The 24,442-nt window shown below is 63.0% G+C and carries 27 protein-coding genes; 18 read left to right on the top strand and 9 right to left on the bottom strand.

Annotated elements, in window-relative coordinates:
- Nucleotides 1-118 precede the first annotated feature (118 nt).
- The 4 genes from AC3ANQ_RS18815 (at nt 119) to AC3ANQ_RS18800 (ending at nt 3,329) form a co-directional block, all read left to right on the top strand.
- On the top strand, nt 119-1,747 hold the full coding sequence (locus AC3ANQ_RS18815; RefSeq protein ID WP_488302436.1) for an ATP-binding protein: 1,629 nt from the start codon (nt 119-121) through the stop codon (nt 1,745-1,747).
- On the top strand, nt 1,744-2,415 hold the full coding sequence (locus tag AC3ANQ_RS18810) for a response regulator (protein WP_488302435.1): 672 nt from the start codon (nt 1,744-1,746) through the stop codon (nt 2,413-2,415). Before AC3ANQ_RS18815 ends, AC3ANQ_RS18810 begins: the two co-directional genes overlap by 4 nt.
- A gap of 117 nt (nt 2,416-2,532) precedes the next feature.
- Nucleotides 2,533-3,015, top strand: a complete 483-nt coding sequence (locus AC3ANQ_RS18805) for an SRPBCC family protein (protein ID WP_488302434.1) — start codon at nt 2,533-2,535, stop codon at nt 3,013-3,015.
- Nucleotides 3,012-3,329 carry an ArsR/SmtB family transcription factor gene (locus AC3ANQ_RS18800; RefSeq protein WP_488302433.1) on the top strand — a complete coding sequence of 106 codons (318 nt, stop codon included), beginning with the start codon at nt 3,012-3,014 and terminating at the stop codon, nt 3,327-3,329. The genes AC3ANQ_RS18805 and AC3ANQ_RS18800 overlap by 4 nt, the downstream gene beginning before the upstream one ends.
- Before the next feature lie 18 nt (nt 3,330-3,347).
- On the opposite strand, the gene AC3ANQ_RS18795 is transcribed toward AC3ANQ_RS18800, so the two are convergent.
- The 3 genes from AC3ANQ_RS18795 to AC3ANQ_RS18785 all read right to left on the bottom strand — a co-directional run bounded on the left by AC3ANQ_RS18795 (nt 3,348) and on the right by AC3ANQ_RS18785 (nt 4,871).
- Nucleotides 3,348-3,662 (bottom strand): hypothetical protein, encoded by a 315-nt coding sequence (locus tag AC3ANQ_RS18795; RefSeq protein WP_488302432.1) that lies wholly within the window; start codon nt 3,660-3,662, stop codon nt 3,348-3,350.
- Nucleotides 3,663-3,825: 163 nt separating this feature from the next.
- A complete protein-coding gene (locus AC3ANQ_RS18790) occupies nt 3,826-4,056 on the bottom strand; it encodes a hypothetical protein (protein ID WP_488302431.1) in 231 nt (76 codons plus the stop codon).
- 8 nt (nt 4,057-4,064) lie between these two features.
- Complete coding sequence (locus AC3ANQ_RS18785; protein WP_488302430.1) at nt 4,065-4,871, bottom strand: RelA/SpoT domain-containing protein; 807 nt, start codon at nt 4,869-4,871, stop codon at nt 4,065-4,067.
- Nucleotides 4,872-5,045: 174 nt separating this feature from the next.
- Here AC3ANQ_RS18785 and AC3ANQ_RS18780 point away from each other — a divergent pair, with 174 nt between their 5' ends.
- The 9 genes from AC3ANQ_RS18780 to AC3ANQ_RS18740 all read left to right on the top strand — a co-directional run bounded on the left by AC3ANQ_RS18780 (nt 5,046) and on the right by AC3ANQ_RS18740 (nt 13,189).
- Entirely contained in the window at nt 5,046-5,864 is an 819-nt protein-coding gene (locus tag AC3ANQ_RS18780; RefSeq protein WP_488302429.1) for a COG4705 family protein, read from the top strand.
- A gap of 164 nt (nt 5,865-6,028) precedes the next feature.
- Nucleotides 6,029-7,189, top strand: a complete 1,161-nt coding sequence (locus tag AC3ANQ_RS18775) for an extracellular solute-binding protein (protein ID WP_488302428.1) — start codon at nt 6,029-6,031, stop codon at nt 7,187-7,189.
- Entirely contained in the window at nt 7,186-8,148 is a 963-nt protein-coding gene (locus AC3ANQ_RS18770; protein ID WP_488302427.1) for an ABC transporter permease, read from the top strand. The genes AC3ANQ_RS18775 and AC3ANQ_RS18770 overlap by 4 nt, the downstream gene beginning before the upstream one ends.
- Nucleotides 8,148-9,017 carry an ABC transporter permease gene (locus tag AC3ANQ_RS18765; RefSeq protein ID WP_488302426.1) on the top strand — a complete coding sequence of 290 codons (870 nt, stop codon included), beginning with the start codon at nt 8,148-8,150 and terminating at the stop codon, nt 9,015-9,017. Before AC3ANQ_RS18770 ends, AC3ANQ_RS18765 begins: the two co-directional genes overlap by 1 nt.
- Before the next feature lie 49 nt (nt 9,018-9,066).
- Entirely contained in the window at nt 9,067-10,125 is a 1,059-nt protein-coding gene (locus AC3ANQ_RS18760) for an ABC transporter ATP-binding protein (protein WP_488302425.1), read from the top strand.
- Entirely contained in the window at nt 10,122-11,669 is a 1,548-nt protein-coding gene (locus tag AC3ANQ_RS18755; protein WP_488302424.1) for an inositol monophosphatase family protein, read from the top strand. The genes AC3ANQ_RS18760 and AC3ANQ_RS18755 overlap by 4 nt, the downstream gene beginning before the upstream one ends.
- Nucleotides 11,650-12,510 (top strand): DUF6454 family protein, encoded by an 861-nt coding sequence (locus tag AC3ANQ_RS18750; protein ID WP_488302423.1) that lies wholly within the window; start codon nt 11,650-11,652, stop codon nt 12,508-12,510. The genes AC3ANQ_RS18755 and AC3ANQ_RS18750 overlap by 20 nt, the downstream gene beginning before the upstream one ends.
- A 56-nt stretch (nt 12,511-12,566) precedes the next feature.
- A complete protein-coding gene (locus AC3ANQ_RS18745) occupies nt 12,567-12,755 on the top strand; it encodes a hypothetical protein (protein WP_488302422.1) in 189 nt (62 codons plus the stop codon).
- A gap of 131 nt (nt 12,756-12,886) precedes the next feature.
- Entirely contained in the window at nt 12,887-13,189 is a 303-nt protein-coding gene (locus AC3ANQ_RS18740) for a DUF4193 domain-containing protein (protein WP_028266109.1), read from the top strand.
- A 117-nt stretch (nt 13,190-13,306) separates the two neighbouring features.
- Here the strand turns inward: AC3ANQ_RS18740 and AC3ANQ_RS18735 are convergent, their stop codons facing one another.
- Nucleotides 13,307-14,911: an HNH endonuclease gene (locus AC3ANQ_RS18735; protein WP_488302421.1), complete on the bottom strand. Its 1,605-nt coding sequence runs from the start codon at nt 14,909-14,911 to the stop codon at nt 13,307-13,309.
- A 337-nt stretch (nt 14,912-15,248) separates the two neighbouring features.
- Between AC3ANQ_RS18735 and AC3ANQ_RS18730 the strand changes: the two genes are divergently transcribed.
- Complete coding sequence (locus AC3ANQ_RS18730) at nt 15,249-15,794, top strand: AMIN-like domain-containing (lipo)protein (RefSeq protein WP_488302420.1); 546 nt, start codon at nt 15,249-15,251, stop codon at nt 15,792-15,794.
- An 82-nt stretch (nt 15,795-15,876) separates the two neighbouring features.
- Here the strand turns inward: AC3ANQ_RS18730 and AC3ANQ_RS18725 are convergent, their stop codons facing one another.
- From AC3ANQ_RS18725 to AC3ANQ_RS18705, 5 genes are all read right to left on the bottom strand, one after another.
- Nucleotides 15,877-17,442 carry an APC family permease gene (locus AC3ANQ_RS18725; protein ID WP_488302419.1) on the bottom strand — a complete coding sequence of 522 codons (1,566 nt, stop codon included), beginning with the start codon at nt 17,440-17,442 and terminating at the stop codon, nt 15,877-15,879.
- Nucleotides 17,443-17,697: 255 nt separating this feature from the next.
- Nucleotides 17,698-18,114 (bottom strand): flagellar assembly protein FliW, encoded by a 417-nt coding sequence (locus AC3ANQ_RS18720; protein ID WP_488302418.1) that lies wholly within the window; start codon nt 18,112-18,114, stop codon nt 17,698-17,700.
- On the bottom strand, nt 18,111-18,998 hold the full coding sequence (gene flgL / locus AC3ANQ_RS18715) for a flagellar hook-associated protein FlgL (protein ID WP_488302417.1): 888 nt from the start codon (nt 18,996-18,998) through the stop codon (nt 18,111-18,113). The genes AC3ANQ_RS18720 and flgL overlap by 4 nt, the downstream gene beginning before the upstream one ends.
- 3 nt (nt 18,999-19,001) lie before the next feature.
- Entirely contained in the window at nt 19,002-20,423 is a 1,422-nt protein-coding gene (gene flgK, locus AC3ANQ_RS18710; protein WP_488302416.1) for a flagellar hook-associated protein FlgK, read from the bottom strand.
- 50 nt (nt 20,424-20,473) lie between these two features.
- Nucleotides 20,474-20,974 (bottom strand): flagellar protein FlgN, encoded by a 501-nt coding sequence (locus AC3ANQ_RS18705; RefSeq protein ID WP_488302415.1) that lies wholly within the window; start codon nt 20,972-20,974, stop codon nt 20,474-20,476.
- A 299-nt stretch (nt 20,975-21,273) separates the two neighbouring features.
- Here AC3ANQ_RS18705 and AC3ANQ_RS18700 point away from each other — a divergent pair, with 299 nt between their 5' ends.
- From AC3ANQ_RS18700 to AC3ANQ_RS18685, 4 genes are all read left to right on the top strand, one after another.
- Nucleotides 21,274-22,140 carry a flagellin N-terminal helical domain-containing protein gene (locus AC3ANQ_RS18700; RefSeq protein WP_488302414.1) on the top strand — a complete coding sequence of 289 codons (867 nt, stop codon included), beginning with the start codon at nt 21,274-21,276 and terminating at the stop codon, nt 22,138-22,140.
- A 118-nt stretch (nt 22,141-22,258) separates the two neighbouring features.
- Entirely contained in the window at nt 22,259-23,638 is a 1,380-nt protein-coding gene (fliD, locus tag AC3ANQ_RS18695; RefSeq protein ID WP_488302413.1) for a flagellar filament capping protein FliD, read from the top strand.
- Nucleotides 23,639-23,649: 11 nt separating this feature from the next.
- Nucleotides 23,650-24,090, top strand: a complete 441-nt coding sequence (fliS, locus tag AC3ANQ_RS18690; protein ID WP_488302412.1) for a flagellar export chaperone FliS — start codon at nt 23,650-23,652, stop codon at nt 24,088-24,090.
- On the top strand, nt 24,080-24,370 hold the full coding sequence (locus AC3ANQ_RS18685; RefSeq protein WP_488302411.1) for a hypothetical protein: 291 nt from the start codon (nt 24,080-24,082) through the stop codon (nt 24,368-24,370). Before fliS ends, AC3ANQ_RS18685 begins: the two co-directional genes overlap by 11 nt.
- Nucleotides 24,371-24,442 lie beyond the last annotated feature (72 nt).

The raw sequence follows: 24,442 nt of genomic DNA, 5'->3' as shown, positions 1-24,442 counted from the left end.
ACGGCCGTGAATCGCAGGAAAGGCACCGCCTGCTGCATAGTGGCCGTGAACTTTGTCACATAAGCTGCTAGTAGGAAATGAGGAAGAGGATGGCAGTGCACATAGAGTTGCGTGGACCGTGAAGGCTCTGCTTGCGCGCTGGAAGGCACGTCCCCTGGCCTCCCAGATCCTGGTGTGGCTGCTCTGCATCCTCTTCGTCACCGTCACCCTGGGTGCGCTTCTCTACACCCAGATCAGCAACCAGACCCTCGAAGATCAGTACCGGCTCAGGGCGCTTGGGATTGCCACGACGGTGGCACAAATGCCCGAAATCGTGACGTCGCTGGGCAATGGAGACCCAAACCAATCCATCCAGGCGATCGCCACAAAGGTGCAGGCGGAGGCGCAGCCGGCGTACGTCGTCGTGAGCGACCGCGCCGGGAAGCGGTACTCCCACCCGAACCCGGACCTCATTGGCCGGACCCTTGAAGAGCCAGTTGCCGTTCTCGATGGCCAGACCCATGTCGGCATCGACAAGGGCAGCCTGGGCGACTCAGTCAACGCCAAGGCGCCGGTGCGCGCGGCGGACGGGACCGTCGTCGGGCAGGTCTCGGTTGGGATCCTGGAAACGACCGAAAGCACCGAACTTGCCCAGCAGATGTGGCTGATCGCCGGCTATTCAGCCGTGGTGCTCTTGATCAGCGCCACCGGTTCGGCGCTGCTGGCGCGCAGGATCAAACGGGTCACTTTCGATCTCGAACCGGTGGAGATTGCGTCCCTCTTGCAAGAGCGTGAAGCGCTGTTGCACGGCATCCGGGAAGCGATGATCGGGTTCGACGACGACGGGCGGGTCACCGTTATCAACTCGGAGGCGCGCTCGCTGCTGAATTTGGAAGCCAACGTATTGGGCGAGAAGATCGAGGATCTTCTGCCGCCCGGAAGGCTCCGTTCGCTGCTGACCGGCCAGATCAGCGGAACCGATCAGATCGTGATCACCGAGGACGCTTTGCTGGTGGTGAACCGGATGTCCGTTGCCTTGGCTGGCAGAAGCATAGGCTCGGTGGTGACATTGCGCGACCGCACGGAGGTTGAAGGCCTCGTGCGAGATCTGCGCTCCGTCGAAGGCCTGATGGAGGCCTTGCGCGCCCAGGAGCACGAGTACGCCAACCGCCTCCATGTGGTGGACGGACTTCTGGAACTCGGGGACGTGGACCAGGCTCGGAACTTCGTGTCACGGATTTCAGACACGTCGCGGTCGCTTGGCGAGGGCCTGCGCTCGCGGATCGAGCCGCCGGAGCTCGCCGCGCTCTTGCTGGCCAAGATCACCGTGGCTGCTGAGCAGGACGTGGAGATTTCGGTGACCGACGACTCGCAGCTCCGTCAACCGTTCCTGGAAACGCAAGCGCTGCTGACGATCGTCGGGAACCTCCTGGACAACGCCGTCGAGATCCTTTCGGACCAGCCTGCGCCCCGCGAGGTGACCATCCAGCTGGACGATTCCTCGGGTATCTTCATCTGCGTGACCGACAATGGGCCCGGTGTTCCCGCAGAATTGGTGGGCAAGATTGCCGCCGATGGCTTCACCACCAAGGAACCGCGGCCCGGAATGAGGCGCGGGATAGGCCTTGCGCTAGTGAGCAGGATCGTTCACCGTGCAGGAGGCACTATGGATGTTTTCCCGGGCCCTGGGGGACGCTTTGAAATCTGGTTGCCGGAACCGCACGTGGAAACCGAAAGCCCAGCAATGACAGGAAAAACGATCGAATGATCCGCACCTTGGTAGTCGACGACGACTTCCGCGTAGCGCGCATCCACGCCAGCCGCGTGGCCAAAATCGAGGGGTACGAATGCGTGGGCGAGGCGCACACCGCGGCGGAAGCCAGGGAGGCCGTGCAGCGGCTCAAACCCGACCTCCTTCTCCTCGACGTCTACCTCCCCGACGAAGACGGCATCAGCCTGTTGCGGTCACTGCAGGGAGCAGGCGAAAAGCTCGACGCCGTCATGATCACTGCCGCACGGGACCTTGAGACCGTGCGGGCTGCCATGCGCGGGGGAGCGGTCTACTACCTCGTCAAGCCGTTCGGCTTTGAGCAACTTCAAACCCAGTTGGAGGCCTATCGGCGCTGGCGGAAGGAGGCGGAGTCCCGGACCGTGGCCGATCAGGCGACGGTGGACCAGCTGTTCAGCCTGCGCCGGACGGCTGCCCCGGCCCAAGGATCGCGGCGCCTGCCACCCACCATGCAAAAGGTCCTTGACATGGTGGTCCACTCCACTGAGCCCTTGGGTGCCTCGGAGATCGCGAGCAGCGTCGGCGTCAGCCGCCCCACGGCCCAGCGTTACCTCAGTGAACTCGAACGGAAGGGGCTCATTGACCTGCATTTGGCCTATGGCGCCACCGGGCGGCCGGTGAATACATACCTGCCGAGGAAGGCTTGAGGCCTGGCAGCGGATATCTGGCGACAGCCTGAAGCCCGATCTGCAACCTAAGGGTTGCTCTTTTGGATTGTTAATGCAACCCTGTAGTTGCAGTAACTGACTGAAAGGAACAGAATCATGACTATGACTGCAAACCAGGCCTCCGTCGTCGACACTGGCGAATTCACCGTGAGGCGCACCATCACCATCGCAGCACCGATCGAGAAGGTCTGGGCGGCGATCACCGAGGCTGAGCACATCGCACACTGGTTCGGGCAGGCGGCCGTCCTCAACGAGGTCGTTGTCGGCGCGGGCGGCGTCTTCTCCTTCGAAGGCTACGGCGACTTCCCGGTACTGATCGAAGAACTCGACCCACCGCGAATGATCGCCTACCGCTGGAGCAACGACGACGCGCGGGGCACCCAGTCGGCCGAAGTCGACCCTGACCGCTCGACCGTGTTCCGCTTCACGCTTGAAGCGCTCGACGGCGGCACTCAACTCACCGTCGTCGAGACCGGCTTTGACGCGACCTCCGACCCCGCCTTCAATATGGAGAGCCACCGTCAGGGCTGGGACTCTGAATTGGACGAACTGGTCGCATACCTCGAAGGTGGGTCGTGACCACGAGCACCTTGGTTCCAGTGTTCGCCGCGCTCGGCGACGAGACGCGGTGGAGCATCCTCGCGGCCCTCGGCGAGGGCGACGCATCGGCGTCGGCCCTCGCCGCCCGGCTCCCGGTCACCCGCCAGGCGATCGCCAAGCACCTCGCCGTTCTGCAGGAAGTTGGACTGGTCGAGTCGGTGCGCGTCGGCCGCGAGTTGCGCTACAGGGTGCTCGGCTCGCAGCTGAGTGAGACGGCACGCAGCCTCGATCGCATCGGCGCTGAGTGGGATCGCCGCCTGGCCGTGATCAAGCGAATCGCGGAAGGGATGTAGCCTCGACGAGCGGGTGGTCTACGTTGAGCGCCGGTTGCGCGCTTGGTGCGCCAGCTGGATGAAGCCATAGATGAAGGCGGCCTCGATGAGCGCCATCAATACCAGCCACAGCAACTCGCCCTTGGCGATGAAAACAGCGGTGCCGGTGAGGACGAGTATGGTTCCGAGGACCAGCGCGCAGACGGCGAATCCGAAGGCCACGCTTGCGCTGCGCACGCCCGTCTGGAAGCCAAAGCCCAAGGGTTCTCCGCCGGGGTGTCCCTCGACACGATCGTGTCCTGCGGGCTTGAGCTTGTCGAACTCATCCCAAGGATCCAGATCCTGATCGGCCATGTATCCATTATCCCGCGGATTCGGCGGCCTGCGCTGAGGCTCGCTGCCGTATCAGGTCGGCGGCGCTCGACCGCCGAGGGCCATCAAGAAGCCTAGACAACGGAAAAGCTTCGCACTCGCCGTATTTCGGGTGCGAAGCCTCGAGCGTTTTAACGAGCCGCGTCTACGCGATCAATGCACCGATCAGATGACCGGTGAAGTACCGCGAGTGTGTCTTTTCAATGGTCTCCAGAGAGTCGCTGCTGAGTGCAACGATTTCCCAGTCGGCGTCCTTTCGCTCTTTTTCAAGGCGGAGCCGGAGCATTAGTGCCTCGCGGTGTCCCTGTCCTCCGGGAAACTCGGTAACCATCCGATCACCTGTGATGCGGTTGTACTGGATAACGTATCCTGCCATCGCGATCATCACCTCCTTGTATTTCGAAGCTTATCAAAGGCTGATTTGAGAGAGACCATATTGGTTTGGACAGTTTCTTCTTCGCGCCGCACCGTTTCCCGTAGCTTCTTCGTGGCCTCTTCCCCGCTCTTCACAGCCTCAAGGAGGGTCGGATTCATAGGTTTGCCCTCGGGCCACGCTGCCAACTCCGTCCTGGCAAGCTCTATCGCGGTCTCTCGGCTGAGGATTTCATTTCGCGTTTCCTCAAGTTCCCGGATGCGCTTCAGCGACATGTCTTGGAGGGTCTCCACGATCTGCAAAAGCTCTGGTTCCTCCGGCATGACACCATAGCGGATTTCCCGACCAACAACGTCGGCAAGGGACTCGTACATATTGGCCCACGCACCCTGCAGGTGGGTCCGGACCTGCACTTCCACCCTGGCTGGCAGACGAAGCCAGAGGTGGACGGCCCTGTACCCGCTGTGAGGATCGGAACGAAGATCACGGATGCACGACGAATCATGTCCGAAAAGTCCAGCGACGGCAGTGACCACCGCATCCTGCTCATCCAAGGACATCTCGGCCTCGAATCGAACGCCGGCGATGTCCTGGATACTGGGCAGCGGAGTGCTGTGGTCCCGCTGGAGTTTTTGACGAAGAGTGTCAACTGTCTTGGGCCGGGACGTGACCTCAAAAGCCCGGTCATCCAATAGTGCCGACCAGTCCAACTCCCGTATCCGCTGCTGGGTTTCCGCAGCCAAGTCGTTGTAGAAGAGCATGACATCGTCGTAGGAAGGCAGGCCCTCCGTCGGCTCGACCTCATTTCGGATACACACGCCCAGCCTCTTCATCTGATTTTTGCTCCAGGGCAGCGAATCCATACCTGATGGTATCGAAATGAAGCTTTATCCAGCGTTGGAAGGTCCCAAGGGCTGGGACTCGGACTATAGGATGCACGCGCCCCGCGTCATTTTCGGGAAACGTTCGGGAAGGCCATGAACAATGGGGCCATGATGCCCGAAGAACTGACCGCCAGCCCGCGGGTCGAGGACGCCGTAGCAGCCGGCGGAAAACAGAAAAACGCCGTCTCCCGAGCCTCCGCCTCGAAGGTACCCGAGGTCACCCTTTTGTTCTGGGTAGTGAAGATCCTCACCACCGGGATGGGCGAAACGACGTCCGACTTCCTCGTGCACCGGTTCGAACCCGAGATCGCCTTGTCCTTAGGGTTCGCAGCATTGCTGATTTCGTTGGTCATACAGTTCTCCGTCCGCCGCTACGTCCCTTGGGTTTACTGGACCGCCGTCGCGATGGTCAGTGTGTTCGGCACCATGGCAGCCGACGCGGTGCATGTGGGACTCGGCGTTCCCTACCTGGCGTCGACCCTGTTCTTCACCGTGGCGCTCGCCGTCGTTTTCCTGCTCTGGCACCGGAGGGAGAAGACCCTCTCCATCCACAGCATCACCACCCGGCGTCGGGAGTCCTTCTACTGGGCTGCGGTGCTGACAACCTTCGCACTCGGCACGGCTACCGGAGACCTGACCGCCTACACGCTGGGCCTAGGCTACCTTGCCTCAGGCATCATGTTCGCTGTTGTTATTGCGGTCCCGGCGCTTGGCCACTGGCGTCGACTGATCGCAGCGATCCCGGCCTTTTGGTTCGCGTACATCCTGACCCGACCATTGGGTGCGTCCTTCGCCGACTGGACTGCCGTTTCCGCCGACCGCGGGGGACTCGAATGGGGCACCGGCCCGGTCAGCCTGGTCCTGGCCGCAGCGATAGCCGTCTTGGTCGCGTTCTTGACGACCGCAAGGCGGCGAACCCACGCGTAGTGCACGCTCACATTTCGTACTGTTGTTCGTATGTCCTGACATATTCGCGTTAATTCTGTTTCCGGTTAACCCTGGATTCATGACCCGTGACCCGCTCCTTCACTTTCGCCTTGGATGGTAGTTCCTGCATTTGGGGACTTTTCTAGACGAGATGAAGGAACACCATGACCAACCGCTTCCTAGCAGCGGCCGCCGTCGCCGTAGTTGCAGCCACCGCTGTGACCGGCTGCGCGCAAAGCAGTACCGCATCGGCCCAGAACAATGGCGCCAGCGCATCACCGGACAAGACGGTCACCGTGTTCATCAGTGGGGACACCAACGTCCAGAACCTGTGGGAAAAGAGCCTTGTTCCCGCGTTCGAAAAGGCCAACCCCGGCTACCACGTGAAGGTGACGCTGGATCTGCACGGTGAGCACGACGCCCAGACACTGGCGAAACTGACCAGCGCCACGGAACAGAACAAGGAACCAGATTTCGATCTCGTGGATGGCGGCTTCGTTCCCAAGGCCTCCGCGGCCAATCTGCTGACCTCCGTGAGCTCGCAGACGATTTCGGCCCTGAACGATGTCCCGCAGGATGTCATCAAAGCCGGTGGCACGGGCGGCATCCCGTACCGCGGGTCCGCAGTGCTCCTGGCATATGACACCAAGACAGTCGCCACTCCGCCGAAGACCCTTGACGAGCTGCTCGCCTGGATCAAGGCAAACCCGGGCAAGTTCACCTACAACTCGCCCAAGTCGGGAGGGTCTGGCGGCGCATTCGTTGCCACGGTTTTGGATAAGTTCGTCCCGGCCGACGCCCGCGCAAAGATGGCCGTCGGTTACGAGAAGGACCTGGAGAAGTACTGGGACCAGGGCTTCGCGGCCCTGAAGGACCTCAACTCCTCCGTCTTCCAGAGTGGTGTCTACCCCAACGGCAACAAGCAAACCCTTGACCTGCTCGCCAGTGGACAGATCTCCATGGCCCCCGTTTGGTCGGACCAGTTCATCACCGGCTTGACCAACGGCCAGATTCCCGCCTCCGTGAAGGCCACGCAGATCAGCAACCCGTCCTTCACCGGCGGCGCTGCCTACCTCGGCATTCCCAAGTCTTCGCCCCGCCAGGAAGCGGCACTGAAGCTTGCCAACTTCGTCCTGACGCCGGACGCGCAGTCAGTGATCATCAAGGAAATGTCCGGCTTCCCGGCCATCAGCCTGGACAAGCTGCCGGCAGACATGAAGGAGAAGTTCAAGGACGCAGACACGAACAACCTGCGTAAGGGCTACTTCGACCAGATGGGCAAAGACCTGAACAACCTCTGGGACCAGAAGGTCCCCGGCCAGTGACAACCACGCTTCACAAGCCGGCGGAACTGGAACCCACGGTTCCGCCGGCTCGCGTCGGGCGACCGAAGCGCCTGGGCCAGCGAGGCGTCGGGTTCTTCATGGCCCTCCCGCCCATCCTGCTGATCGCGCTCTTCGTCGGCTTTCCCATCGTGCTCGCATTCGGCTTCAGCATCGGCCTGACCGGCGGGTTGAACCACACGATCGCCACGATTGGCCAGAACGTGCACGAGGCGGACGCCTGGTGGGGAACCCTGGCGGCATACCAGGAGATGTTCACCAACAAGCGTTTCCTCGGGGACCTCCTCGTCACGGTCATTGTGACTCTCGTGAGCACGGTAACGGTCCTCTTTCTGGCCTTGGGGATCGGGCTCTACCTCAAGCTGAAGGGTGGCCGAATGGCCCGTCTGCTCTCCGGCCTTGCGATTGTGCCGTTGTTCATCCCGGTGGTCATCGCTTCCTGGGCGATCCTGACCTTCTATTCCGGTACGGGGTTCCTGCGGAGCGTCTTCGCCCTCGTCGGACTCGACTTCCCCGTGTGGGCCTTCACCATGGTCACGGTCATCATCGGCTCGGTGTGGACTTCGCTGCCATTTGCGGTGCTCATGATCTCCTCCGGACTGCAATCCGTGCCCAACGCCATGATCGAAGCAGCCCGCGACGCCGGTGCCGGCTCCTTGCGCACGATCGTCTCAGTGATCGTTCCCATGGCCGCTGTTCCGATCATCATCGCGACGACGTTTACCGCAATCGGAATCGTTGGATCGTTCACGGTCCCTTACTTCACCGGGCCCAATTCGCCGAACATGCTCGGAGTGGACATGTCCAACTACTTCTCGTCCTTCAACCAGCCGCAGCAGTCGGCAGTTATGGCCTTCACTGTGTTCCTGATTGCCTCTGGAATTGCTGCGCTTTACGTGTGGGCGAACTTCCGTTCCGCCAAGGAACAGGGGAAAGTCTGATGGCTATCATTACTGATTCCCGCACCGGGCCCGCTTCCCGCACCCGCCCGCCGCTCACCTTGGACTCGATTGTCCGAAGTGCCCTGGTGGTCCTGTTCGTGGTCCTCATGGTCGTTTTCATCTTGGGCCCCTTGCTTTGGCTGGGCGTCCGCGCTTTCGCCGGTAACTGGACGTTCCCCAACCTCCTTCCCGACGATTGGACCCTGCGCTGGTGGCAGGTTGTCATCAACGACGGCGCACTCGGCGTCGCGGTGCAGAACTCCCTGTTCTTCGCTCCGCTGACGGTGCTGGTTTCTGCAATCATTTGTTTGCCCGCGGCCTACGCCTTTGCCCGCTTTGATTTTCCCGGACGCCGGTTCTTCCTGATTAGCCTGTTCGCGACCAACGCCTTCCCCAAGATGGGATTGTTCGTCACCCTTGCGGCGCTGTTCTACGCGTTGAACCTGATGAACACCGTGCTGGGAATCCTGGTGGTGCACGTGTTGGGAACCGTGGTCTTCATGACCTGGATCCCCGCGGCAGCGTTCGCTGCCGTGCCGCGAAACCTGGAGGAAGCAGCCCGCGACGCCGGAGCCTCCAAACTGCGCGTGTTCGCTTCAGTGACGCTCCCCATGGCATTGCCCGGGATCATCGTCGCCGCAGTGATGTCCTTCCTAGCGTCCTTCGACGAAGCGCAAGGAACGTACTTGGTGGGTGCGCCGGCCTTCATGACCATGCCCACCCAGATGTACAGCCTGGTGCTGAACTACCCCACGCAAGTGGCGGCCGTTTTCTCCATTCTGCTGGCCATCCCCTCCGTAGCCCTCATGCTCGCGGCGCACAAGCACATCCTCGGCGGCCAGCTCGCCGAAGGCTTCCAGATCAAATAGCGCCCAGCGCTCAACGTCAGACAGAGACCCCATGACAATTCATGAACCATTGACTGAACCACCGGCCAGCACCACCGGGCCGGGCGCAGCGGCTAGCGGTGGACTGACCATCCGCGGCCTCCACAAGAGCCTCGGCGGCCGTACGATCATCGACAACCTGGACCTGTCAGTGAACGAGGGCGAACTCGTGTCCTTGCTGGGGCCCTCCGGCTGCGGCAAGACCACTACGCTGCGGATGATCGCCGGCTTCCTGGAACCTGACTCCGGCTCCATCGAGGTGGAAGGCCAGGAAGTATCCCACTTGGGCGCGGAGAACCGCCCCAGCGCGATGGTGTTCCAGAACTACGCCCTGTGGCCCCACATGACGGTGGCCAAGAACATCGGCTTCCCGCTAAAGTTGCGCAAGATGTCCAAGGCCGAGATCAAGAACCGGGTGGAAACCGTCCTGGAACTGGTCAGCCTGTTGCACCACAAGGATTCGAAGCCGGCCCGCATTTCCGGCGGCGAGCAGCAACGCGTGGCTTTGGCCCGCGCCCTGGTCCAGGAGCCGAAGCTCCTGCTCCTTGACGAGCCGCTGAGCAACCTGGACGCGAAACTGCGTGTCAAAGTGCGCGAAGACATCCGCAAGATCCAGCAGGAGCTGGGCATCACCACGGTCATCGTCACGCACGACCAGGAAGAGGCGATGTCCATGTCCGATCGCATTGCCGTCATGAATGCGGGCAGGATCGAGCAATACAGCACCCCGGAGGCCCTCTATGCGCGCCCGGAAACCGAGTTTGTGGCCACTTTCATCGGCAGTATGAACCGCGTGGAAGGCTCGCTTAACAACGGACTCATCTCAGCGGGCGGGGATATCCTCGGGATCCGCCCGGAGGATGTCATCCTGCATGACGTGCCGTTCGACGGCGCACTCCCGGCGACGGTTGAAAGGGTTGTCCCCCGCGGACATTTCCAGGAGGTGTACTTGCGCAGGGCGGACGTTCAGCTCCGCAGCTTCGTCACGGGCGAGCTCATGCGGCCGGGCCAGCAGACCTACGCGGAGATTCGCAAGGCCATGACCTTCCGGGACGGGCGGCTCGTAGCCGAATCGGGTGCCGCACTTTGAGCAACATCATTGGCACCAAGAAGACCCGCGCCACCGCCCACCGCGGTGATTCCAGCAACTTCCTGGAAAACACCCTGCCTGCGATCGCCTCAGCCATCGGAGCGGGCGCGGACCTTGTGGAAGTGGATGTCAGGGTCACGAAGGACGGGCAAGTGATCCTCCTCCACGACGCGTCGCTGCTCAGGATCTGGGGCCTGGACTGCGACGCGGCAGACGTCGACTATGACCGGATCAGCCAGCTGGGCGCCGGGGAGGAACGGATCCCGCTGCTCTCCGAAGCCCTCGAACTTTTCCGCGGCAGCCCGTCTACGCTGCTCATCGACATGGACGAGCCGGGCCCTGCTGAGGTGGCCGCCGCCGTCGTACGCGAAAGCGGCGTGGGAGTGTCCTGGTGCGGGAACCTGGACGGAATGCGCACCATCCGCGCTCTTGACCAGGATGCCCGGATCTGGCTGCCGTGGAACAAAAGGGTCGCCCCGCCGGAAGACCTGCTGGCCGAACTGAACCCCGAGTTCGTCAACTCCGAACACGTGGTTCTCAGCAAGGACATAGTGGAACAGATTCACTCAGCGGGGGCGAAGGTTTCCTGCTGGACCGTGGACGACTTGGAGTCCATGCGCTGGGCGTTGGGACTTGGCGTGGATTCGATCACCAGCAACCAGTTGGATCTGTTGCAAAGCGCCATCGCCGAAGATCCCGAAGCATGGGCTTCGGCCCAGGCGCCCAAGGCGCTGGCCGGGGACGAGGTTCTCGAATCCCGGAAAGTCGCCCTGGAACTTGCCGAGTGGGCCGTCGGGTACATGCGCGACGCCGATCGCGGCCAGGTCTCTACCAAGGCGCACCCTGCTGACCTGGTCACGGAAGTGGATGTCGCCGTCGAGCGCTATGTCCGCGAAGTGATTGCTGCCCGTCTTCCCGGCCACACCGTGGTTGGCGAGGAAATGGGCGGAGTCGCCGTGCCCGGCGCACCGTGTTGGTACCTTGATCCCGTCGACGGAACCACCAACTACGTGAACCACATTCCGTGGACGGCGTTCTCGCTTGCCTTGGCTGTGGACCGCAAGCCCGCGGTGGCCGTCGTCGCGGACCCCTGGCGCGGTGAGATCTTCGAAGCCGTGGCTGGCTGGGGTGCCCGCTTGAACGGGCAGCCGCTGTTGCTGGCTCCTGTGGGAGTTTCGCCGGCGCCTTTGGCCGGAACCGTCGTGGCGACGGAACTGGCGGGGCATTTGCCGTGGCCCGGGATGCTGGAGCTTCTTGAGGAGCTTGGCGAGCGGCACAGCATCATGCGGATCATGGGGTCAGCCACCATGACCGTGGTGGGCGTCGCCGCGGGACGCGGTGCGGGAGCGATTATCGGCGGCTTCAGCCCGATCGACCACTTGGCCGCGACGCTCATTGTTCATGAGGCCGGGGGCGTTGTCCTCAATTCCGAGGGTGAGGCGGACATGTTCCCCGAACATGGTGGAGTGCTTGTGGTCCGTCCGGAGTATTCCGCCGAGCTTTACGAACTCTGGAGGCAAGTAAGTGCCGACGCCGGCAACTGAGAAACGGGCCCTGCTCGCCGATGCTGTTTCTGCGATTGACCGGCGGAGCCGTTTTGAGTTGCTCGGGGAGGTCCACCTCGACTTTCCGACGCACCACCCGCAGGGCATGGCTTTCGCCAAAGGACTGACGTTCCTGTCCTCTGTTGAAATCCTCGATCCGCCGCGCCCTGCGGCGGATCCGGCACTGCGCACTCCCGGGCGGGGCAGCGGGCACGTCTTCGTCCTCGACCCGGACGGCGGGCTGCTACGCGATATCCCCGTGGGCGAGGACACGGTGTATCACCCCGGCGGTATCGACTTCGACGGCGACCACGTGTGGGTCTCGGTGGCCGAATACCGGGCCCGGAGCCGGAGCATCGTTTACACGATCGATCCGGACAGCTTTGAGGTCCGCGAGCGGTTCCGCGTGGACGACCACATTGGCTGGATCCTCCGCGATCCCGGGCTGGACCTCGTCTTCGGTGGAAGCTGGGGTTCCCGGCACCTCTACACCTGGGATACAGAGGGCCTTTTGCTGGACCAGTGGGAGAACCCCGGCCACTTCGTTGACTACCAGGATGCCCAACTCCTTGCTCCCGGACTGTTGCTGTGCAGCGGTATTTCACTGTTGCCGCAGGCTGGTGGCAGCTCCCTTGAACTCGGGGGACTGGCTCTTGTGGAACCACTGCGGAAAAGGATCAACCGGGACGTCCCTGTCAGCGTGTTCAGCGGTGCAGGTCACGTCATCACCCGCAATCCGGTCACGGTCACCGCGGATGAATCCGGGCTTCTGCTTCATGCTGCTCCCGACGACGGTGACGATTCCGGCGGAACACGGATCCTGAGCTACCGGATCATTTAACACAGCCGTGACAGTCCGGAAACGGGTCTTGAACCGGGTGTGGATAGCGTGGCCGCATGATCGTATCCATCATGTCCAAGGTCAGCGCCTGGATCGAGGCAGCCTACTTCTACGATGCTGCCGAACTGGGGGCCTCCGGAGCCACTGAAGCCACCCGGTATGGCTGGCTCCCGGCCCTCAGCGGCATAGCCATTGCGGACGCCCAAGCCCGGAAAATCCGCGCAGGGAGTGACGCAAACCCTTGATTTTCCGGGGTTCCCGGATAGTCAAATGTCTTGTTGAACACACTATTCGTTGATGGCGTGTACTATGCCCTAAACTGCTTCACTGAGGTGCCTGAAATGGCACTATGCAGCAACGAAAGTGAACCACACCAATGGCTACCGATTACGACGCCCCACGCAAGACCGAAGAAGAGTCGCCCGCCGAATCGCTCGAGGCCCTTCAGGCGTCGCGCGGCTCCGGTGCCCAGACTGCTGTGATCGACGTCGACGAGAACGACACAGCCGAAGGCATCGACCTTCCGGGTGCAGACTTGTCCGGCGAAGAACTGACCGTCATCGTTGTCCCGGAGCAGTCCGATGAATTTACCTGTTCGTCGTGCTTCCTGGTCCGTCACCGGTCGCAGATCGCACTGGAAAAGAACGGCCTCAAGTACTGCCGCGACTGCGAAGGCTAAACCCCGCACGCAATGCAGCCCCGCCAGACTGGACACCAGCTGGGCGGGGCTTTTGCATGCCTGCAAGATGCTTTGATGCTCAGCCGGTTGGCCCAGACCGCTGTCCGGACGTCCGGTCTATGCGGCTCGTAGTTCAGCGGCGCGGGCGTATTTGAGCGCTTTCGCTTGGTGTCGTAGCTTGCGTCGGTGTTGCCTGGAATGTGGTGCCACAGTGGTCTCGGGCAACCCAGTTCCTGCCAGGTCTGTGCCCGGCGGATTGCTGCGTGGCAGTCCGGTTCCTGGCAGGGGCGGGGCTGTTGATCTGTAGTGGTGGCCGGTGGGGGTGCGGATTTCCAGGAGATGCCGTCTCCCAATACCGGTTCGTGCCGTCCACCCGGTGAGTTCTTTGGTGTGGTTGCAGGCTTCGCACAGGCCTGCCCCGTTGGCCAGGCTGGTGGGGCCGCCGTGGTGCCAGGGGATGATGTGGTCGAAATGCCTGATGGGCGCGTCGCAGTAGGGGGTGCGGCAGGTGTCGTCGCGGGCCTGGATGAAGCGCCGCAGCCCGGCTGGGAAGAGCCGTGCCCGGGAATCCGCGGCGACAAGTTCGCCGGTTCCGGGGGCGGTGTAGAGGCGCCGGAGCCAGACCTTCAGATCCCGGTCCTGCCCGACTTGGGCCTGCCCCGGCTGGCCCGGCCCGCCGAGTGCGGGTTGGCCGGGCTGGCCGAGTGCGGCTTGCTCGTGCCCTGGCTGGCTGTCTTCGGCTTGGTGGTTCCCGGTGAGCATTGTCCGGGCCCAGGCGGCGGGGACGATGCTGTAGCCGGGCAGGCGGGCCGGTTCGCTGTCGCCCTGGAAGAGGGTGCGGTCGGTCATGACGAGCTGGACCTCCACGCCGCTGATCCCCGCCGGGGTGCCGGTGGTGCGTTCGATGAGGGTGTCGGCCATGAGCTGGCCCCGGCTGCGGGCGTCCCCGCCGTTGCGGAGGGTGTCGGCGTGCCGGGACAGGGCCGCGTGCACGGCCACGCCCTGGGCGACGGGGAGCAGGGCGGTCAGGTAGGTCATGGTGTCGGGGGCCGGGCGGAGGCTGACGTGCCGTTCGGTGGCGGCGTGGCTGGCGCGCTGGGTGACGGAGCGGGGGTCCCGCCGGTAGGCCGCGGTCCGGGCCGCGGCGGTGATGGCCCGGTCTCCGGCGCCGTGGAAGGTTCCGGTGTTGGCGGCGAGTTCCTCGTCCACGGCGCAGCGGTCCGCGGGGCTCAGGCATGCTGTTTCCTTCACGAGCAGGGTGGCGCGCCATTCGTTCAGCTGTCCGGTGTCCAGGGCGGCGAGGGTGCGGGGCATTTCGGTCACGAGGGCCTTCGCCAGGCCCAGGAGCCGGGATCCGCGGGCGGGGGATTCCCGGCGGGCTAAAGCAATTTGGGCGGCCACCCCGCGTCCCTGGTCGTCGGCCGGGATGCCCAGGTCCGCCTGGGCTTGGCGCCGGGCGGCATCGAACGCGACGGCGATCCGGGCCTGCAAACCCGCGACCGCGGACTTGAGATCCTCAAGACCGCGCAACTGCTCAATCAACTCCGCGCCGTCAGTACGTTCCGCGCCGTCAGTACGTTCGGTGCCGCCGACGCCTGGGCGAAGGGAGTTCACGGCGTCGATCAGATCCCGTACCCGGACGCACGGGACGGCAGCATCCGGACCTTGGCTGCCCGAAGGCGCGCCTGTTCCGATCAGCTGTTTCCCCCGAATGCCGGCCATAACCAAAGCATTCCAGAGGGCTACGACATTTTTAAGCGGGCAACCATCCGGTCGAAAAACCCGGAAGATCTGAAGGGCTCCGCAACTGTAGTTTAGGGGGCTCAGGCCGGAACCGCCGGTTCCGCCGTCGTTATCCGCGATAACGAACAGTGGCGCGAAACTGCGCCAAAACCCCTGAAAATCGCGGAATCGGGGCAGTCGGAAGACGTCTCCGTGACTCTCCGCGAGGTTCGTTAACGGTTGGGCGCCGAACCGGATACGGAGCCCCCGAAATGGACTAGACGCTCCTACGCTTGAGCTATCGAATCGTTCAAGCACTCAGGAGGAGTGGGCCCAAGTGAGAAAGTTTCACGCGTGGTTGGCAGCTTTGATCGTGGCCGTCGGGCTTGGTCTCGTGGCCCCAGGGGCAGCTTCGGCAGCCCCGTATTGCGGGATCGTCTGGGGATCGCTGGCAAAGTCCAGCCCGGCGCTGACCCAGGCTCCAGTTGTCAACGTCAGGACGGGGCAGCAACCATGCTTTGACCGTTTGGTGGTCGACCTGAACGGCACGGTTGCGGGCTACTCGATCCGGTACGTTCCACAGGTATTGCAGGACGGCTCCGGACTTCCCGTCGAGTTGAGGGGTAATGCGTTCCTGCAAGTCACGGTCAACGCGCCTGCGTACAACTCAAGCGGAAGTGCCACATACAATCCGGCCAACAAGACGGAACTAACCGACGTCGCAGGCTACAAGACCTTCCGGCAAGTGGCATACGCGGGAAGCTTCGAGGGCTACACCAGCCTCGGATTGGGCGTGCGAGCCCGGCTTCCGTTCAGGGCCTTTACGCTAGCCGGCCCGGGAGCGGGATCGCGCCTGGTCATTGATGTGGCCCACATGTGGTGATGCAACCCCCGGTCGGCGGGATGAACACGCACAGAAGCCCTGTTCCGGGTGGTTCCGGAACAGGGCTCCCGCGCGTTGGATGCTACTCGGGAACTACGAGGGCAGGGGTGTCCTTGCGCAGGGTTTCGCCGCGGAAGAAGCCGGGCCGCACGCGGGCCATGACCAGCATGACCACCGCTCCGAGGGCCAGGATGCCGATGCCGATGATGAACACCAGGCCGACGCCGAAGATTTCGGACCCGCTGCCGAAGTCCGGCGACCAGCTGTCCACCGCCGTCTGGATGAAGACCAGCGTCAGCACGACGCCGCCGACCACCGGGAAGAGCAGACGCATGAAGAAGTTGCGGACGCTGCTGAACACGCTGTGCCGGAAGTACCAAGCGCAGGCGAACGCGGTCATCCCGTAGTAGAAGCAGATCATCAAGCCCAGCGCCAGGATGGTGTCGTTGAGGACGTTCTCGCTGACCACCTTCATGATGGCGTAGAACCCGCCGGAAATTGCCCCGGCCATGATGGTTGCGAACCCCGGCGAACCGAAACGCTTGCTGACAGTGGAGAACTTCTGCGGCAGGGCGCCGTAATGTCCCATGGCCAGGAGGCTGCGGGCGGGGGAAGCCATGGTGGACTGCAAGGACGAGGCGGTGCCTGCGAGTACAGCGAGGGACATCAGGATGGCCAGCGGGCCCATGACAGGCGAGGCCAATGCGGCGAAGATGTTCGACTGGTTGTCCGGGTTGTTCAGCCCGATCCCATCGCCGCCAATCCCGGCGACCATCATCGTGGCCACGATCACGGCGACGTAGAGCCCCAGCACGGCGATCGCCGTCGTGGTGCCGGCCTTGCCGGCGGTACCCTTGCCGCCCTTGGTCTCTTCATTGACCGTCAGGCAGACGTCCCAACCCCAGTAGACGAAGACCGCGAGGGACATGCCGGCGGCGAATTGCTCGAAACTGCTGATCTTTGTCGGGTCAAACCAGTCCCAGCTGAAAGCGATGGCCGTGGAGGTGTCGCCGGAGGAGGCGTGGGTGAGGGCCATGACGATGAAGACGCCCAAAACCACTACCTGGAATCCCACCATGGCGTACTGCACCAGTTTGGTGGCGTGCAGGCCCCGGTAGCTCACCCACACTGCCAGCGCCACGAAGGCCAGGCACGTGGCGATATTCAAGGCTTTGTTGGACGTCAGGTCAGCAAGATCGGGATTGCCGAAAACCTGGGCAAGGAAGAGGTAGAAGAAGTCCACCGCGACGCCTGCCAAGTTGGAAAGGACGATGATGTTGGCGGCCAGCAGTCCCCAGCCGCCCATCCAGCCGATGAAGGGGCCGAATGCCTTGGTGGCCCACGTGAACGTGGTGCCGCTGTCAGGGGAGTCTGCGTTGAGCTCGCGGTAGGCGAACGCCACCAGGATCATCGGGATGAACGCAACGATGAAGATGGCGGGCAACTGCAAGCCCACTGCGTTGACTGCCGGGCCCAGCGAGCTGGTCAGGCTATAGGCGGGTGCCACCGAGGAAATTCCAAGGACGACGACGGCGAGGAGCCCCAGCTGCCCCGTCTTGAGTCCCTTGCCGCTGATGCCGTGTTCGGTGCCGGCGGGATCGTGGGCCTCCACGGTTTTCCTTGCGCTTGGGCGGGTTAATTGAGTCATGTGATTGGCTCTTTCTAGATGGCCGAGAGGTGTCGCTGGGTGATGCTGTGGTGTTTCGGTCATGCAGATTGCTCTCCACTGAGACGGGAGTCACTAAATGAATGACGTTCATTTAGTATGAACGGGGAGGAGCCTTGGCGCAAGGGGTCTTGCCAAACAATTTTGGTTTTGCGGCGCGCGAAAAGTGAGATCTCGGCTCTTTCGCAGGCTGAAAGAGCCGAGATCTCACTTCTCACATAGGGGGATTGGGGCTACTCAGGCGCTCAGTTCGGCGCGGAGGGAGTAGCCGTCGCCGTCCAGCACAATTTGCGTGCAGCGTCCTGTTTCCGGGTTCAGCACGATCGGGGCCGCGAGGTTGACCGTGGTTTTTTCCGGAGTCGGGTTGACCACTACGAGGACGGTTGCCAACCCAATCTGATCTAGACCATCGCCGTCCAACGCAGTCCGGTCCAAGCCGAGAACCTCCAGCGTTGACTGAGGGATGGCGGGGGCGTAGTCCGGAACATAGACGGCAGCGTCGGCCAGGAACATCCGGATCCGCGGGTTGGCTGACTCCATCGCGTAGAGTCCGGGGGCGCCGTCGATTCCCCGCAAGGCAAACCCGTCGGCGGCCTCAAGCCCGGGCATCGGCGCTGTGAAGCTCAGCTCACTAAAAGCCAGTGCCGCACTCATCGCAGGAAATCCATGAGCGTTGGCTGGAGTGCCTTGGCGGTGACCGCGAGGGCAACCTGGTAGTTGGTTTCCTGAAGTTTCAAGTCCAAGACCGTCTTTCCTATGTCAGCGTCTTCAATGCCGGAACGTTGAGCGTCCAGTGTTGCCTTCAGCCCATCGTTGGAATCTTGGGCGCTCGTGAGCTTGGCCTGCCTCGCTCCAACGTCCGCGCGCCCGCTGACGACTGCCTTGATCCTGTCACCGATCGCTGCCAAACGGGCGCTGACATCCGCACCAGAGCGGATGTCCGCGACGACGTTGCTCACCAAAGCGAAAACGGAACCGGCGCCGTCTCCGAAGATCGCACCGCCGTCGGCGTCTACCCGCACTGTCTGGGATGCATCAACGCGCCGCTCCACCGTGCTGCCCGGCGTTCCGTTGTACACCGGCGGCGCAGCATTGCTGAACGCGCCGGCGGAATCGGAACTTCCAGCGAAGACGTTGCGGCCCAGATATCGCGTATTCGCCTGGGCAAGGAGATCCTTATTGAGGCCTTCGAGTTCGACGGCGATCGCCTCCTTGGCGGTGCTGTTGAGGGAGCCGTTAGCGGCTTGGACGGTGAGGTCCCGGACGCGGTTGAGGAGGTTGGTGGCTTGCCCGAGCGCCGAATCGGCGGTTGTCAGCCACCCGTTGCCGTCGCTGATGTTGTTTCCATACTGTCCAGCGGCACTGAGTTGGCTCTTCGTGGCAAGCAGGTTCGCCGTGGCCGCGGGGTCGTCGGAGGGCCGGGTGATGTTTTTGAGGGTACTGGCCTTGTCCTGCAGGGCGGCGAGCTTGGACTGCCCGGCCTGTAGGTTCCGTTGAGCGGCCGCGGACATCGTCAGGTTCGTGACACGGTTCAGCATGGTTTACCTTCCCACCAATCCGGTGTGATTGATCAGGACATCGAGGGCTTCGTCTACTGCGGTCATTGCGCGTGCTGCCGCCTGGTAGGCGTGCTGGTTGGTGAGCAGGCTGATGTTTTCTTCGTCAAGGCTGACCGACGCGCCGGAGGAACGCTGCCCGACGGCGGCCGCGCTCGCCGCGTCGGCGAGCTGCTCGTGCTGCTGCGCCGAACGGGAAACTGTGCCAATACCGGTCACGATGCCGGTCCATAACGAGTCGGGGGATCCGGGCGATGCACCAAGCTGGGCCAAGGCGTCGGCAATCCTGCCATCGAGGGCGCCGGAACCCAGAGCGCCGGTAGCGATCCCCGCGGCGCTGGCCGGAACCACAGTGAGGGACAGTGCTGCGGGGGTGCCCGGGTTCGCCGCGAAGAAGTCGAGGTTAGTGGCGCCGGTTGTGGACTGCCCGGTGCGGTGAATGGCATTGACGTCGTTCATGAGTTTGGTGGCGAAAGTGTTGTAGGAAGCGGCGGCCTCTGAGATGGCGCCTCCCGTCCCTCCAGCTGCGGCGGGGGCGAGGAGGGATACCGCACCGGCGAGCTTTCCGCCGTCGAGGGGAACCGCGACGCCGGGACGGTCGGCCCATTCCAACTGCACCGCTGAACCCGAGGCGCCCATGGTTGCTTGGCCTGCCAAGGTGAGATCGCGGTGCGAGGTACCGGAGACGATGGCATTGCCTCCGACGAAGACTTCCACCGTGCCATCGGTGTTTTCCCTGACGTTTCCTCCGGCCAGGGACGCAATGGTTTCAGCCGCCTGGTTGCGGGCATCGATGAGTTCGTTGGCAGAGCCGCCCGAGGCCGTCACGGAGCGGATGGTCGCATTCAGTCCAGCCACCCGGGCTGCGGCATCGTTCAGCGTGGCGACGGTGGTTGCCGCTTCCCCACGGACGCGCGTCCACTGTGAATCCAAAGCCCGGTAACCCGTTGATACAGTCGTGGCGAGGGTTGTGCCTGCCTGAAGGACGGCGCCGGCCGGCGCCGCTTCGCCGGGGTGGTTGGAGACTCCCTGCCACGAGGACCAGAAGTTCTGCAGAGCCGTCGATATTCCGGCAGTCCCGGGCTCGTTGAGGGACCCCTCGATCCTTTGAAGTTCGGTGGACCTCAGGCCTGCGTAGCCGGCTTGGGCAGCAGTGGAGCGCACTCCGGCGTCGAGGAAGGCGTTGCCCAGACGGGCGATGCCGTCCACAGACACGCCCTGGCCTGCCTGCGCCCCGGCGGCACTGAGACCAATGCGTACCGGCGAGCCGACGGCCGATTGTTCAATACGTTGCCTCGTGTAGCCGTCAGTGCCGGCGTTGGCGATGTTCTGCCCGGCAAGATTGATGCCCTGCTGTGCTGCGGTGAGGCCCAGGTAGGCCGTGTTGAGTCCGCCGAATGTGCTCACTGCTTGTCCTTTGGTGGTCCGGCCTTTTTTGGTTGCCCGGCCGGGTCCGGTCAGAATTGCTGGTCGAAAAGGCGGGACGGGGCTGATTCCCCGGTCCTGCCCTGGGGTCCGGTCCGGCCGTGGGAGTCGTAGGTCCCGGCAGCCGGCTTCAGGTCCGCCATGGTTTCCTGCGTGGAGCGGACGGCGGCGCGAAGGAACTGCTCGTTGGAATCACGCAACTCCTTGATAGTGGCGGTCTGCTGGTGCATGGCGTTCAGGTGCGCGGACAGGACATCAGCCCAGGCCTCGTCCGGGGCGGCCGAGGCCAGCTCGCCCAGCGAGGCCTCCGTGGGCAGGCCCCATTGCTCTGCTACCGCCGCTACTTCCACAGCCCTGGCCAGACCGGCCTTGGAGAGGTGTTCCAGGACCTGTTCCACTTCCCGTGTGCCGTGTGGCAACCAGCGGGATTTGCCTGCCGTGAGGAGCAGTTGCTCTTCCTCCAGCTTGAATGTCAGCAGATCCAGCAGCTCACGCTCTCGCCACAGCAGGGCCGACAGTTCATGGATGGCCACGTCGGATCAACTCCAGTTCAGGTCTGTTTTTCGGGTGCGTCGCTGCGAGGAAGCACTTTCCCCTGTGCCTCCGCCGCGCTAAAGACAACTATCGGCCGCCGTGACCCGTGCGTTAGGCGTGGTTTATGCATGATTTGTTCGCTTTGTCCAGTCAAGCGACGGGCGGTGGATCTTGTGGGCCGCAGCAAATTTTTCCTGCGGCTTTTGCTAACCAACAGGGCCGCCGTTCCGATAACCAGAAGTGACAGGCCACGGACGGCCTGGGAGTACTACCAGACCCAATCACGGAGGAATACATCATGGGCATGGCAATCAACACAAACCTGATGGCGAATAACGCTTACGGCAACCTCAACCGCACGCAAAACGATGTGTCCAAGTCGATGGAGAAGCTCTCCAGCGGCCTGCGCATCAACCGTGCAGCAGACGACGCGGCAGGCTTGGCAATCTCGGAAGGACTGAAGTCCCAGGTCAGCGGCTCGGCAGTCGCCGCCCGTAACGCCCAGGACGGCATCTCGGTCATCCAGACCACTGAAGGTGCACTGACTGAAGTCCACTCGATCCTGCAGCGCATGCGTGACCTCGCTGTCCAGGGCTCGAACGACACCAACAACGTGGCGTCCCGTGCAGCAATCAAGGGTGAAGGTGACGCGCTTGGCAAGGAACTGGACCGCCTCACGGCTTCCACGCAGTTCAATGGCATCGACGTCCTCAAGGGTGCAGCTGGAAACAGCGGCGCGACCCTGAACATCCAGGTAGGCACCGGCGGCAGCGCAAATGACAAGATCGCCATCAACCTCGGTGACGTTGCAACCGCCGTCGGAACCGGTGCTGCGGGCCTCTCCGGCGCCGCTGGTGCTGGCGGCTTCAAGGTGGACACGAGCGCCAACGCCCAGCTCACTATCGCTGCCGTTGACACCGCCATCGCCGCGGTTTCGGCTCAGCGCGCCGACTTGGGCGCAACCCAGAACCGTTTGGAACACGCCACGAAGACTCTCCAGGTCTCCGGCGAAAACCTGCAGGCGGCTCAGTCCCGCATCACGGACACCGATATGGCCGCGGAAATGGTCAAGTACACCAAGGCCAACATCATGTCCCAGGCAGGCACCGCAATGCTGGCCCAGGCCAACCAGTCCGGCCAGGGCATTCTCTCGCTCCTGCGCTAAGACTTTCCGGTAACAGACCGGTAATAAGCGAATGGCGGCCAGGGCGGGTATTCCCCCTTGGCCGCCATTCGCGTCCCGGATCCCCGCTGACATAACCAACACATCCGGAAGGACAACCGTGGGAAGCTCGATCGACGGCCTCGCCAGCGGCTTGAACACCACCTCAATCATTAATTCGCTCATGGCCGTGGAAGCACAACCGCAGACACAACTGAAGACAAAGCTTGTGTCAGACCAGACGATGATTTCGACGCTTCAGTCGCTCAACTCCAAATTGTCTTCACTGAAGGACCTTGCGAGCGGCGACTCGGCCTTGAACGCCATGAACTTGTTTACTGCCACCACGAGCTCGCCATTGCTCACTGCGACGGCGACCACCTCTGCGACCGCGGGCTCTATTGATGTCACAGTCACCCAGTTGGCCCAGAGCCAAGTGGATGTTACTTCCGCCCTCACCAGCTGGCCTACGGACGGCTCGGGTGCTCCCGCACACCTGACACTGGTCGACTCCACGGGAAGACAGACCGAGATCACGCCGGCATCCACCTCCCTCGACGACGTGGTGACGGCAATCAACGCAGCCTCCGGACCGGCGCGTGCCGTGAAAGTCCCGGCAGGCAACGGAACATATCGTCTGCAGTTGACCGCGGCCACTTCCGGCTCGGCTGGGGCCTTCGGCGTCTATCAGGGCACCGCAGCGCAAGTGAGCGCGGGCACCGCGACCGACCTGATGGCAGACCCCTCGGCCGCCGTGGTCAAGGCCGCCCAAGACGCCAAAGCAACACTGTATGCCGGCACGTCGGCAGCCCAGACGATCACCTCCGGAACCAACACCTTCACGGGGTTGCTTCCCGGTGTCTCAGTCACAGCGTCAGCGGTCACAGCCGGACCTGTGACCGTCAACATCGCGAGTGACTCCGCAGGGATCACCAAAAAAGCCGGCGACTTGGTGAACGCGGTCAATGACGTGCTTGGCTTCGTGTCCATCTACAGCACGGTGACCCAGACAACGGACGCGAAGGGCGCCAGCGCGGCAAGCGGCGGGATCTTCACCGGCGACAGCAGCATCCGCGCGGTCAACGACGGCGTCTTCGCCGCGATGTCGATGCCTGTGAACGGGAAGTCTCCGTCCGAGTACGGAATTAACGTCACGAGGGACGGCAACTTCACCTTTGACGCGGCCAAGCTCCAATCCTCGTTGGCCTCGGACCCATCCGGGACGCAAGCAGCCCTCCAAACTATCGCGTCCCGGGTGTCCGACGCCGCCAGCAATGCAACCGATCCGATCAGCGGCTCGGTTACCGGCCTGATCAAAGGACAACAATCCGAAGTGGCGGACCTGGGCAGCCAGATCTCCGACTGGGACCAGCGCTTGGCCACCAGGCGGCAGACCTTGCAAACCACGTACAACGCCATGGAAGTCGCCCTTGGCCAACTCAACGCGCAGCAATCATGGCTCACGGGCCAGATTGCTGGCCTCTCGACCTCGACCAAGTAAGGAGCGTAAGCATGACTTCCACAGCACTCCGCGCCAGCCAGCTTTCCCGGTATAACGACGACGCCGTCCTTTCGGCCCCGCCGGCCCGTTTGCTGACCATGCTCTACGATCGGCTGCTCCTGGACCTGAACCGCGCCCAATTCGCCCAGGAGAACGCCAACTGGGGAGTCGCAAGCGAAAACCTCTTGCATGCACAGGCGATCGTCACCGAGTTGTCCTCCACTTTGAAGACCGATGCATGGGATGGGGCGCCCGGGCTGCTGAGCATCTACCAGTACGCCATGGAAGCCATGATCGGGGCCAACATCTACCGCGATGTCAACCGGACCAAGGAATGCATTGCGCTCCTGGAGCCGCTCCGGCAAGGCTGGCATGACGCCGCCTCACAGCTGCCGGTCCAGGCCACGGTATCCGCCACGACCAGGACGAACGGCATGCTCGGTGTCGGCTGATTCGGTTCAGGAATGGTCCGAAATCCTGGACCGTTTGGAAACCGGCATCGCCGAAGCCTTCGCCAGCGGAGAGCCCGCGCCATGGAATCCTCCCCACGAGGCCGCGCCACTTCCCGTGGAGCTGGCCGATCGGGCGAGGCGGATCCTTGATGCGCAGCTGGAATCAATGGCCATGCTCGGCAAGGTCCGCAACGACGCTCTGGCCCACTTGGACGCCCTCAGCACCGTCCCGGACACCCAAAGTGCAGCGCGGCCGCTGTTCCTTGACGTCCAAGGCTGAAGAAAAAGCACCGAAAACAACTTCCACGATCGACTAACGGATGGCCTGTAGGTGCCGATGGTGGAAGTTGAG

The organism is Arthrobacter sp. DMZ02-1R (assembly GCF_057747935.1).
The sequence above is the reverse complement of the archived record's forward strand: the minus strand, read 5'-3'. Positions and strand labels throughout refer to the sequence as shown.